Source organism: Vibrio sp. 10N.286.49.C3, from assembly GCF_041469545.1.
In the GTDB taxonomy this organism is placed as follows: Bacteria; Pseudomonadota; Gammaproteobacteria; order Enterobacterales; family Vibrionaceae; genus Vibrio; species Vibrio tasmaniensis_A.
Genome location: NZ_JBFRKT010000003.1, coordinates 134,420 through 146,923, shown reverse-complemented (window position 1 = coordinate 146,923; position 12,504 = coordinate 134,420). Strand labels below are relative to the sequence as shown.

The 12,504-nt window shown below is 45.0% G+C and carries 8 protein-coding genes and 1 pseudogene; all 9 read left to right on the top strand.

The window, feature by feature from the left end:
- A pseudogene (tuf, locus tag AB4180_RS01835) lies at positions 1-183 on the top strand (elongation factor Tu); the annotation flags it as partial.
- A gap of 223 nt (positions 184-406) precedes the next feature.
- Entirely contained in the window at positions 407-784 is a 378-nt protein-coding gene (gene secE / locus AB4180_RS01830; RefSeq protein ID WP_017096511.1) for a preprotein translocase subunit SecE, read from the top strand.
- Between the two features lie 13 nt (positions 785-797).
- Positions 798-1,346 (top strand): transcription termination/antitermination protein NusG, encoded by a 549-nt coding sequence (nusG, locus tag AB4180_RS01825; RefSeq protein ID WP_012605006.1) that lies wholly within the window; start codon positions 798-800, stop codon positions 1,344-1,346.
- A 212-nt stretch (positions 1,347-1,558) separates the two neighbouring features.
- Positions 1,559-1,987: a 50S ribosomal protein L11 gene (rplK, locus tag AB4180_RS01820; RefSeq protein WP_010435555.1), complete on the top strand. Its 429-nt coding sequence runs from the start codon at positions 1,559-1,561 to the stop codon at positions 1,985-1,987.
- 4 nt (positions 1,988-1,991) lie between these two features.
- Positions 1,992-2,696 (top strand): 50S ribosomal protein L1, encoded by a 705-nt coding sequence (gene rplA / locus AB4180_RS01815; RefSeq protein WP_012605004.1) that lies wholly within the window; start codon positions 1,992-1,994, stop codon positions 2,694-2,696.
- A gap of 242 nt (positions 2,697-2,938) precedes the next feature.
- On the top strand, positions 2,939-3,433 hold the full coding sequence (rplJ, locus tag AB4180_RS01810) for a 50S ribosomal protein L10 (RefSeq protein ID WP_009844673.1): 495 nt from the start codon (positions 2,939-2,941) through the stop codon (positions 3,431-3,433).
- Positions 3,434-3,490: 57 nt separating this feature from the next.
- Positions 3,491-3,856, top strand: a complete 366-nt coding sequence (gene rplL, locus AB4180_RS01805) for a 50S ribosomal protein L7/L12 (protein ID WP_009844674.1) — start codon at positions 3,491-3,493, stop codon at positions 3,854-3,856.
- 234 nt (positions 3,857-4,090) lie between these two features.
- Entirely contained in the window at positions 4,091-8,119 is a 4,029-nt protein-coding gene (rpoB, locus tag AB4180_RS01800) for a DNA-directed RNA polymerase subunit beta (RefSeq protein WP_009844675.1), read from the top strand.
- A 90-nt stretch (positions 8,120-8,209) separates the two neighbouring features.
- On the top strand, positions 8,210-12,412 hold the full coding sequence (gene rpoC / locus AB4180_RS01795) for a DNA-directed RNA polymerase subunit beta' (RefSeq protein ID WP_009844676.1): 4,203 nt from the start codon (positions 8,210-8,212) through the stop codon (positions 12,410-12,412).
- The last annotated feature ends 92 nt before the right edge of the window (positions 12,413-12,504 follow it).

The following is a 12,504-nucleotide window of genomic DNA, read 5'->3' as shown; positions in this document are numbered from 1 at the left end:
ACAACTGACGTAACAGGCGACATCACTCTACCAGAAGGCGTAGAAATGGTAATGCCAGGTGACAACGTTCAAATGACTGTTGAGCTAATCGCTCCAATCGCAATGGACGAAGGTCTACGTTTCGCAATCCGCGAAGGTGGCCGTACAGTTGGTGCTGGTGTTGTAGCTAAAATCTTTGCATAAGATTTGACGAACCACTAGTAAAAAGGGCATCATTTGATGCCCTTTTTCTGCGCTGAAAAAAGAGTTGGGTGTTTTGACATCAATTTTAACTCTTAGCAAAGAATTAAACGGTCTTTTTAACTAAAATGACTGTTAGATGTGTTGTTTTGCAACGCAAAGGAATGTGCCCTGCAACAGCGGGGTTATTGTCGTCTATATTTAAGACTTATCACAGGTTGGTTTTATGAAAGCAAACGCTGAAACTCCTGATAGCTCAGGTGCAGCAGATACAATGAAGTGGGTAGTCGCTTTTGTACTGTTGGCTGCTGCTGTTGTGGGTAATTACCTGTATGGTGAATTGTCTGTTGTAATTCGCGCTGCAGGTGTAGTTGTGCTGATTGCTGCCGCACTAGGCGTTGCAGCAACAACAACTAAAGGTAAAGCTGCGATCGATTTTGCAAAAGAATCTCGTATGGAGATTCGTAAAGTTGTTTGGCCTACTCGCCAAGAAACTATGCAAACTACATTGATCGTTTTAGCTGTATGTATTGTTATGTCTCTAGTGCTTTGGGGAATTGACGGCATTATGGTCCGTTTAGTTTCTCTAGCAACTGGAGTGTAGAGGGTTCTGATTCATGAGTGAAGCTCCAAAAAAACGTTGGTATGTAGTTCAAGCCTTTTCTGGCTATGAAGGTCGTGTATCTCAATCGTTACGCGAACATATTAAAATGCACGACATGGAAGAATTCTTTGGTGACGTTTTAGTACCTACTGAAGAAGTAGTGGAAATGCGTGCAGGTCAACGCCGTAAAAGCGAACGTAAGTTCTTCCCTGGCTACGTATTAGTGCAAATGATCATGAATGATGAATCATGGCACTTAGTACGCAGCATTCCTCGTGTTATGGGCTTCATTGGTGGTACCTCTGATCGTCCTGCACCAATCACTGACAAAGAAGCTGATGCTATCTTGAACCGTCTAGAGAAAGCGAGCGAGTCTCCACGTCCTAAGACAATGTTCGAAGCGGGTGAAGTGGTTCGTGTGAACGATGGTCCGTTTGCTGATTTCAACGGTACAGTTGAAGAAGTAGATTACGAGAAAAGCCGCATTAAGGTATCTGTATCGATCTTTGGTCGTGCAACACCGGTTGAGCTTGAATTTGGTCAAGTTGAAAAGCTGGACTAAAACTCTAACTTTTGAACAAGCTGTGGATAAATACTTCATAAGTTGTTCAAAATAAAAGAGTATAAAAAACCACCTTTTTAGGGTTGTTAAAGGCGCGAATTATGATTATAATTTCGCGCCTTTTTACTTCTATCGAAGTAAGAAAGAGTTAATTGAAATTAAGGGGAGCTTGCCTCAGGGCTAGCGCATGTACCCAAAAATTAGGAAATATCATGGCTAAGAAAGTTGAAGCTTATATCAAACTGCAAGTTGCAGCTGGTATGGCAAACCCAAGTCCACCGGTTGGTCCTGCTCTAGGTCAACACGGCGTGAACATCATGGAATTCTGTAAAGCGTTCAACGCAAAAACAGAATCTGTTGAGAAAGGTCTACCTACTCCAGTAGTAATTACTGTTTACAACGACCGTTCTTTCACGTTCGTAACTAAGACTCCACCTGCTGCTGTTCTTCTTAAGAAAGCTGCTGGCGTTAAGTCTGGTTCAGGTCGTCCAAACACTGAGAAAGTTGGTACTGTAACTGACGCTCAAGTTCAGGAAATCGCAGAAACTAAAGCTGCTGATATGACTGGTGCTGACATCGAAGCAATGAAGCGTTCTATTGCTGGTACTGCTCGTTCAATGGGCCTAGTGGTAGAGGGATAAGATCATGGCAAAACTTACTAAGCGTATGCGCGTAATCCGCGACAAAGTTGAAGTAACTAAAGAATACGAAATCAACGAAGCTGTTGCTCTTCTTAAAGAACTAGCTACTGCTAAATTCGTTGAGTCTGTAGATGTTGCTGTTAACCTAGGCATCGATGCTCGTAAATCTGACCAAAACGTACGTGGCGCAACTGTGCTACCTCACGGTACTGGCCGTGACATCCGCGTTGCTGTGTTCACTCAAGGTGCAAACGCAGAAGCAGCTAAAGCAGCTGGCGCAGATATCGTTGGTATGGAAGATCTTGCTGAGCAAGTGAAAAAAGGCGAAATGAACTTCGACGTTGTTGTTGCTTCTCCTGATGCAATGCGTGTTGTTGGTCAACTAGGTACAATCCTAGGTCCACGCGGCCTTATGCCAAACCCTAAAGTTGGTACTGTAACTCCTAACGTTGCTGAAGCGGTTAAGAACGCTAAAGCTGGTCAGGTTCGTTACCGTAACGACAAGAACGGTATCATTCACACTACTATCGGCAAAGCATCTTTCGAAGCTAACCAGCTTCAAGAGAACCTAGAAGCACTTCTAGTTGCTCTTAAGAAAGCTAAGCCTTCTTCAGCGAAAGGTACTTTCCTGAAGAAAGTAAGCATCTCTACTACAATGGGTGCTGGTGTTACTGTTGATCAAGCTAGTCTTGACACTCAAGCAAACTAATTTGCTTCGGCGCAGATTTAGTGTATACTTCTGCGCCTAATATTTGTGGTTGGGTGATTTTTGAAGCAATTCAGGTCATCCGTCCCAAGACCGTAGGCGCCGTACTCTTCGGAGATATGGCTTAATAAAACCTACGTAGGCGATGTTGTGGTTTGAAGTGAATTTATTCATTTTTAAATAACATCGTAAACGCTCATTACATTTTGTATGAGTGCTGTAATCACAACCAGAGGTTAATCCAAATGGCTTTAAATCTTCAAGACAAAAAAGCAATTGTTGCTGAAGTCAACGAAGCTGCCAGTGGTGCACTTTCTGCAGTTGTAGCTGATTCTCGTGGCGTTACTGTTGGCGCAATGACTTCTCTACGTAAACAAGCTCGCGAAGCGGGTGTTTACATGAGAGTTGTTCGTAACACACTAGCACGCCGTGCGATTCAGGGTACAGACTACGAGTGTCTAACTGACACTTTCACTGGTCCAACTCTGATCGCATTCTCTAATGAGCACCCAGGTGCTGCAGCGCGTCTTTTCAAAGACTTCGCTAAAGAGAATAAAGATTTCGAGATCAAAGCTGCTGCATTTGAAGGCGCAGTTACTGATGCTGAAGTACTAGCGACACTACCAACTTACGACGAAGCTATCGCACGCCTAATGATGTGCATGAAAGAAGCTTCTGCTGGCAAGCTGGTTCGTACTATCGCTGCTGTTCGCGACCAAAAAGAAGAAGCTGCGGCTTAAGCCTTGCTTTTCACTGGTTGCTATTTAAACTTATTGTTGACTTAAAAGAGAATTGTTATGTCTATTACTAACGAGCAAATCCTAGACGCAGTTGCAGAAATGTCTGTAATGCAAGTTGTTGAGCTTATCGAAGCTATGGAAGAGAAATTCGGTGTTACTGCTGCTGCTGCAGTTGTAGCTGGTGGTGCTTCTGCTGAAGCTGCTGCTGAGCAAACTGAATTCGACGTAATCCTAACTGCTGCTGGCGCTAACAAAGTACAAGTTATCAAAGCTGTACGTGGCGCAACTGGCCTAGGTCTTAAAGAAGCTAAAGGTCTTGTAGACTCAGCTCCTGCAGCGCTTAAAGAAGGCGTTGACAAAGCTGAAGCTGAAGCTCTTAAAGCACAGCTAGAAGAAGCTGGCGCTTCTGTTGAAGTTAAGTAATTATTACTTAATTTCTTAGCCGCAAGGCTAATGGCTGGTGGTTTATTAACCACCGGCCTTTTTGCGCTGTAGGGCTATGACGAAATTTCCGCTGTTTAACCGTCATAATCCAAGCAAAAAAACAGTCATTTTTTCGAAATGATTGTTCACTACAGTAAACAGCTGTTTGTCACCGCCCCCTCTGAAGAGTGTTTTGGGTGGTTTGGGTCACTTATCAGCGAGCTGAGGAACCCCATGGTTTACTCTTATACCGAGAAAAAGCGCATCCGTAAGGATTTTGGTACTCGTCCACAAGTTTTGGACATTCCATACCTGTTATCGATCCAGCTTGATTCTTTCGACAAATTCATCGAACAGGATCCTGAAGGTCAATACGGTCTTGAAGCTGCTTTCCGTTCTGTATTTCCAATTCAGAGCTACAACGGCAATTCTGAGCTGCAATACGTTAGCTACCGTCTTGGTGAGCCAGTTTTTGACGTTAAAGAATGTCAAATCCGCGGTGTTACTTACTCAAAGCCACTACGCGTAAAACTACGTCTAGTTATCTTTGATCGAGATGCACCAGCAGGTACTGTAAAAGACATTAAAGAACAAGAAGTCTACATGGGCGAAATTCCGCTTATGACAGACAATGGTACTTTCGTAATTAATGGTACCGAGAGGGTTATCGTATCCCAGCTGCACCGAAGCCCAGGCGTGTTCTTCGACAGTGATAAGGGTAAGACCCACTCATCAGGTAAAGTTCTTTATAACGCACGTGTAATTCCTTACCGTGGCTCATGGTTAGACTTTGAGTTCGATCCTAAGGATAACTTATTCGTACGTATCGACCGTCGTCGTAAGCTACCAGCATCGATTATCCTTCGTGCACTTGGTAAATCGACTGAAGAGATCCTAGATCTGTTCTTCGACAAAGTGAACTTCGAAGTGAAAGACCAAACTCTACTTATGGAGTTGGTTCCTGATCGTCTACGTGGTGAAACTGCGTCATTCGACATCGAAGCAAACGGAAAAACTTACGTTGAGACTGGTCGTCGTGTAACTGCTCGCCATATCCGTCAACTTGAAAAAGATGGCGTTGAGCACATCGAAGTACCAGTAGAGTACATCGTTGAAAAGATTGCTGCGAAAGATTACATCAACGAAGCAACTGGCGAGATCATCGTTGGCGCAAACCAAGAGATTAGCCTAGAAGCACTTGCTAACCTGTCTCAAGCAGGTCACAAGACTCTAGAAGTGCTGTTCACGAATGACCTAGACCATGGTCCATTCATGTCAGACACTCTACGTGCGGATAGCACAGTAGATCGCATCTCTGCATTGGTAGAAATCTACCGCATGATGCGTCCTGGCGAGCCACCAACGAAAGAAGCTGCAGAATCATTGTTCGAAAGCCTATTCTTCTCTGAAGATCGTTACGACCTATCAACTGTAGGCCGTATGAAATTCAACAGCTCTATCGAGCGTGAAGAAGAAGAAGAGCGCGGTACTCTGGATGAATCAGACATCATCGAAGTGATGAAGAAACTGATTGGTATCCGTAACGGCATTGGTGAAGTGGACGATATCGACCACCTTGGCAACCGTCGTATCCGTTCTGTAGGTGAAATGGCAGAAAACCAATTCCGTGTTGGTCTAGTTCGTGTAGAACGTGCCGTTAAAGAACGTCTAAGCCTTGGTGACCTTGATGCAATCATGCCTCAAGACCTTATCAACGCTAAGCCGATCTCTGCTGCAGTTAAAGAATTCTTTGGCTCTTCACAGCTTTCACAGTTTATGGACCAAAACAACCCATTGTCAGAAGTTACGCACAAGCGTCGTATCTCTGCTTTAGGTCCTGGTGGTCTTACTCGTGAGCGCGCAGGCTTCGAAGTACGTGACGTTCACGTAACTCACTACGGTCGTCTATGTCCGATCGAAACGCCTGAAGGTCCAAACATCGGTCTAATTAACTCGCTATCTGCATTTGCACGTTGTAACGATTACGGTTTCCTAGAAACTCCGTACCGTCGTGTAGTAGATGGTGTAGTAACAGAAGAAGTTGATTACCTGTCTGCAATCCAGGAAGGTCAATTCGTAATCGCGCAAGCAAATACCATTCTTACTGAAGAAGGTACGTTTGCAGATGAGCTAATCACAGCTCGTCAAAAAGGTGAATCTGGTCTTCACCCACGCGATCACGTTGACTACATGGACGTTGCGACAAACCAAGTAGTATCTATCGCTGCTTCGCTTATCCCGTTCCTAGAACACGATGATGCGAACCGTGCATTGATGGGTGCCAACATGCAACGTCAAGCTGTACCAACACTTAGAGCTGATAAGCCTCTAGTAGGTACGGGTATCGAACGTAACATCGCAGTTGACTCTGGTGTTACAGCGGTTGCTAAACGTGGTGGTCAAGTTCAGTCTGTTGACGCTTCTCGTATCGTAGTTAAGGTTAACGAAGATGAATTGGTACCTGGCGAAGCTGGTATCGATATCTACAACCTGACTAAGTACACGCGTTCGAACCAAAACACATGTATTAACCAACGTCCAACTGTACTTCCTGGTGAACCAGTTGCACGCGGCGATGTTCTTGCTGACGGTCCTTCAACAGACCTTGGTGAACTAGCTCTTGGCCAAAACATGCGTATCGCATTCATGCCTTGGAACGGTTACAACTTCGAAGACTCGATCTTAGTATCTGAGCGCGTAGTTCAAGAAGACCGTTTCACGACAATCCACATTCAAGAACTATCTTGTGTGGCTCGTGATACTAAGCTGGGTTCTGAAGAGATCACAGCTGATATTCCAAACGTAGGTGAGTCTGCTCTGTCTAAACTAGACGAGTCAGGTATCGTTTACATTGGTGCTGAAGTTAAGGGTGGCGACATCCTAGTTGGTAAAGTAACCCCTAAAGGTGAAACTCAACTGACTCCTGAAGAGAAGCTACTACGTGCTATCTTCGGTGAGAAAGCATCTGATGTTAAAGATACTTCTCTACGTGTACCAAACTCTGTTTCGGGTACTATCATCGATGTACAAGTCTTTACTCGCGATGGCGTAGAGAAAGACAAACGTGCACTTGAAATCGAACAGATGCAGCTTAAAGAAGCTAAGAAAGATCTAACTGAAGAGTTCCAAATTCTTGAGGGTGGCCTTCTTAACCGTGTTAAAGCTGTACTTCTGTCTGGTGGTTACTCTGAAGCTAAGCTTGATACTATCGGTCGTAAGCAATGGCTAGAGCAAGTTCTAGAAGACGATGCGCTACAAACACAGCTTGAGCAACTTGCTGAGCAGTGGGATGAGCTAAAAGCAGACTTCGATAAGAAGTTTGAAACTAAGCGTCGTAAAATCACTCAAGGTGATGATCTAGCACCTGGCGTTCTTAAGATTGTTAAAGTTTACCTAGCGGTTAAACGTCGTATCCAGCCTGGTGATAAGATGGCCGGTCGTCACGGTAACAAAGGTGTAATCTCTAAGATTAACCCTGTTGAAGACATGCCATACGATGAGAAAGGTCAGCCTGTAGACATCGTACTTAACCCGCTGGGTGTACCATCGCGTATGAACATTGGTCAGATCCTAGAAGTTCACTTAGGTTTGGCTGCGAAAGGTATCGGTGACAAGATCAACCAAATGGTTAAGGAACAACAAGAACTGCATAAGTTCCGTGAGTTCCTACAGAAGGTTTACGATCTTGGCGATACTCGTCAGAAAGTTGATATTGCTGAACTGTCTGATGATCAAGTTCGTACACTGATCAAGAACCTACGTGGCGGTCTACCGATTGCTACACCTGTGTTCGACGGTGCTTCTGAGTCTCTAATCAAAGAACTACTTAAACTGGGTGATCTGCCAGAATCTGGTCAGCTTAAACTGTTTGATGGGCGTACTGGTGATTCGTTTGAGCGTCCTGTAACTGTTGGTTACATGTACATGCTGAAACTGAACCACTTGGTTGATGACAAGATGCATGCTCGTTCAACTGGTTCTTACAGCCTAGTAACTCAGCAACCACTTGGTGGTAAAGCTCAGTTCGGTGGTCAGCGTTTCGGTGAGATGGAAGTATGGGCACTAGAAGCATACGGTGCTGCATATACTCTACAAGAAATGCTAACAGTTAAGTCGGATGACGTTAACGGCCGTACTAAGATGTACAAGAACATCGTAGATGGTAACCATAGCATGGAACCTGGCATGCCAGAGTCGTTCAACGTACTGTTGAAAGAGATTCGCTCGCTAGGTATCAACATCGAGCTAGAAGACGAAGAGTAATCCCTCTTTTTTATAAAGAAGATTGGATTACTTGGTAAAGGGGGCTCACTTTAGTCGGTGAGCTCCTTTAACTCCTTACAGGAGCTGAACGTGAAAGACTTATTAAACTTTCTAAAAGCACAGCATAAGACCGAAGAATTTGATGCAATCAAAATCGGTCTATCTTCACCAGACACGATCCGTTCGTGGTCTTTTGGTGAAGTTAAAAAGCCAGAAACAATTAACTATCGTACGTTCAAACCTGAACGTGATGGTCTGTTCTGTGCACGTATTTTTGGTCCAGTTAAAGACTACGAATGTCTTTGTGGCAAATACAAGCGCCTGAAGCACCGTGGTGTTATCTGTGAGAAGTGTGGCGTTGAAGTTACACAAACTAAAGTTCGTCGTGACCGTATGGGCCACATCGAGCTTGCTTCACCAGTTGCTCACATCTGGTTCCTAAAATCACTACCGTCTCGTATCGGTCTACTAATGGATATCCCTCTGCGTGATATCGAACGTGTTCTTTACTTCGAAATGTACGTAGTAACTGAACCGGGTATGACTGATCTAGAAAAATCTCAGATGCTTACTGAAGAAGAGTATCTGGATCGTCTAGAAGAGTGGGGTGACGAATTCACTGCTAAGATGGGTGCTGAAGCGATCAAAGATCTGCTTTCAACAATGGACCTTCATCAAGAAGTGGAAGAAATGCGCGAAGAGTTGGAAACAACTAACTCTGAAACTAAGCGTAAGAAAGTTACTAAGCGTTTGAAGCTAGTTGAAGCGTTCATTTCGTCAGGCAACAAGCCTGAGTGGATGATCCTGACTGTACTTCCAGTGCTACCGCCAGATCTACGCCCTCTAGTACCACTAGATGGCGGTCGTTTTGCGACTTCTGATCTGAACGACCTTTACCGTCGTGTGATCAACCGTAACAACCGTTTGAAGCGTCTTCTAGAGCTAGCGGCTCCAGACATCATCGTACGTAACGAAAAGCGTATGCTGCAAGAGTCTGTTGATGCCCTTCTAGATAACGGTCGTCGCGGTCGTGCGATCACGGGTTCTAACAAGCGTCCTCTGAAATCTCTTGCTGATATGATCAAGGGTAAACAAGGTCGTTTCCGTCAGAACCTTCTAGGTAAACGTGTAGACTACTCTGGCCGTTCTGTAATCACAGTTGGTCCATACCTTCGTCTACATCAGTGTGGTCTTCCTAAGAAGATGGCACTTGAGCTATTTAAGCCGTTCATCTACAGCAAGCTAGAAACTCGTGGCATGGCTACGACAATCAAAGCTGCTAAGAAAATGGTAGAGCGCGAAGAAGCGATCGTTTGGGATATCCTAGACGAAGTGATCCGTGAACACCCAGTACTGCTTAACCGTGCACCTACACTTCACCGTCTAGGTATCCAAGCGTTTGAACCAGTACTAATCGAAGGTAAAGCGATTCAGCTTCACCCACTAGTGTGTGCGGCATACAACGCCGACTTCGATGGTGACCAAATGGCGGTACACGTGCCTCTAACTCTAGAAGCACAGCTTGAAGCTCGTACCCTAATGATGTCGACGAATAACATTCTGTCGCCAGCATCAGGTGATCCAATCATCGTACCTTCTCAGGACGTTGTATTGGGTCTTTACTACATGACACGTGACAAGATCAACGTGAAAGGTGAAGGTATGTACCTTGCTGGCCCTGCTGAGGCTGAAAAGGCATACCGTACTAAGACTGCTGAGCTACACGCTCGCGTTAAAGTACGTATCACTGAAACTGTAGTAGATGAAGACGGCAATAGCACAACGAATACTGGCCTAGTTGATACGACTGTAGGTCGTGCAATGCTATGGCAGATCGTTCCAGCTGGCCTACCGTACAGCATCGTTAACCAAAAGTTAGGTAAGAAGCAGATCTCTACTCTTCTTAACGAGTGTTACCGTAAGCTTGGTCTAAAAGATACAGTAGTATTTGCTGACCAAATCATGTACGCAGGTTTCGCATACGCGGCACTTTCTGGTGTTTCTGTTGGTATCAACGATATGGTTGTTCCTCAAGCGAAATACGATGAAATTGAATCTGCTGAAGAAGAAGTTCGTGAAATCCAAGAGCAATTCCAATCAGGTCTTGTTACTGCGGGTGAGCGTTACAACAAAGTTATCGATATCTGGGCATCTACGAATGACCGCGTTGCGAAAGCAATGATGGATAACCTATCTTCTGAAACAGTTATCAACCGTGACGGCGAAGAAGAACAGCAAGAATCGTTCAACAGCATCTACATGATGGCCGACTCGGGCGCACGTGGTTCTGCAGCTCAGATTCGTCAGCTAGCAGGTATGCGTGGTCTGATGGCGCGTCCAGATGGTTCAATCATCGAAACGCCGATCACAGCGAACTTTAAAGAAGGTCTAAACGTCCTTCAGTACTTTATCTCAACGCACGGTGCTCGTAAGGGTCTTGCGGATACAGCACTGAAAACAGCAAACTCGGGTTACCTAACTCGTCGTCTAGTAGACGTTGCTCAAGACGTTGTAGTACACGAACATGACTGTGGCACGCATGAAGGTATCGACATGATGCCTCACATCGAAGGTGGTGACGTTAAAGTTGCACTTTCTGAGCTTGCTCTAGGTCGTGTAGTAGCTGAAGACGTTCTTAAGCCTGGTACTGAAGATGTACTGATTCCACGTAATACTCTGATTGATGAGAAGTGGTGTCAAATCATGGAAGACAACTCAGTAGATAGCATGAAAGTGCGCTCTGTTGTTACCTGTGATGCAGACTTCGGTTGTTGTGCACAGTGTTACGGTCGTGACCTAGCACGTGGTCACCTAGTGAACCAAGGTGAAGCAGTTGGTGTTATCGCTGCACAATCTATCGGTGAACCGGGTACACAGCTAACGATGCGTACGTTCCACATCGGTGGTGCGGCATCTACTGCAGCAGCAGAGAACAGCATCCAAGCTAAGACAACTGGTACTGTGAAACTTCACAATGCTAAGTTCGTAGTTAACAAAGATAAGAAACTGGTTATCACTTCTCGTGCATCTGAGATGACGATTATTGATGAATTCGGCCGTACTAAAGAGAAGCACAAACTTCCTTACGGTTCGATGCTAACCAAAGGCGACAACGCAGCAGTTACGGCTGGTGAAGTTGTAGCTAACTGGGAAGCGCATACCATGCCAATCATCACTGAAGTGGCAGGTCGTATCCAATTCGTAGATATGATCGATGGTATTACAGTTTCTCGTCAAACTGACGATCTAACGGGTCTTTCTTCAAGTGAAGTAACAGACGCAGCAGCTCGCCCAGCAGCAGGTAAAGATATGCGTCCAGCTATCAAACTTGTTGATGAGCAAGGTAACGACGTAATGATTCCTGGTACTGATATGCCAGCTCACTACTTCCTACCTGGCAAAGCGATTGTAAACATCGAAGATGGCGCTGAAGTTGGCATTGGTGACACACTATCTCGTATCCCTCAAAAATCGAGCGGAAACAAAGATATCACCGGTGGTCTACCACGCGTAGCTGACCTATTCGAAGCTCGTAAGCCTAAAGAGCCTGCGATCCTTGCTGAGCACACAGGTACTGTGTCGTTTGGTAAAGAAACGAAAGGTAAGCGTCGTCTAGTAATCACTCGTGAAGGCGGTGACGCTTACGAAGAGATGATTCCTAAGCATCGTCAATTGAACGTGTTCGAAGGTGAGAAGATTGAACGTGGTGATGTAATCGCTGACGGTCCTGAAACTCCACACGATATCCTACGTCTACGTGGTATCCACGCTGTGACTCAGTATATCGCGAACGAAGTTCAAGAAGTTTACCGCTTACAAGGCGTAAAGATTAACGATAAGCACATCGAGACTATCGTTCGTCAAATGCTACGTAAGTGTACAATCACTCATTCTGGTGACTCTCCGTTCCTACCTGGCGAACAAGTTGAGTACCACAATGTTAAGATTGCTAACCGTAAGCTAGAAGCTGAAGGTAAAGAACTAGTACGTTTCGAACGTGATCTACTAGGTATTACTAAAGCATCTCTTGCAACTGAGTCATTCATCTCAGCTGCATCGTTCCAAGAAACGACTCGCGTACTAACAGAAGCTGCGGTTTCTGGTAAGCGTGATGACCTTCGCGGCCTGAAAGAGAACGTAATTGTTGGTCGTCTGATCCCAGCTGGTACTGGTTTCGCATACCACCAAGAGCGTCAAAAGCAACGTGAAGAAGAGCAAGAAGGTCCTTCAGCTGAGCAAGCTACTGACAATCTAGCAGCACTTCTAAACGCTGGTTTCTCTTCAGAAGAGTAAGCTCTACGAGTAGTCTCTAAGATATAAGAAAAAGGCACCTTCGGGTGCCTTTTTTGTATCTGGCGTATTGATGTATTGATGTATTGGTGTTT

What these genes read in the sequence shown, in the direction of transcription:
- rpoB (WP_009844675.1), top strand. Translation starts at nt 4,091, where the DNA reads ATGGTTTACTCTTATACCGAGAAAAAGCGCATCCGTAAGGATTTTGGT.
- rplA (WP_012605004.1), top strand. Translation starts at nt 1,992, where the DNA reads ATGGCAAAACTTACTAAGCGTATGCGCGTAATCCGCGACAAAGTTGAA.
- rplJ (WP_009844673.1), top strand. Translation starts at nt 2,939, where the DNA reads ATGGCTTTAAATCTTCAAGACAAAAAAGCAATTGTTGCTGAAGTCAAC.
- secE (WP_017096511.1), top strand. Translation starts at nt 407, where the DNA reads ATGAAAGCAAACGCTGAAACTCCTGATAGCTCAGGTGCAGCAGATACA.
- rplK (WP_010435555.1), top strand. Translation starts at nt 1,559, where the DNA reads ATGGCTAAGAAAGTTGAAGCTTATATCAAACTGCAAGTTGCAGCTGGT.
- rplL (WP_009844674.1), top strand. Translation starts at nt 3,491, where the DNA reads ATGTCTATTACTAACGAGCAAATCCTAGACGCAGTTGCAGAAATGTCT.
- nusG (WP_012605006.1), top strand. Translation starts at nt 798, where the DNA reads ATGAGTGAAGCTCCAAAAAAACGTTGGTATGTAGTTCAAGCCTTTTCT.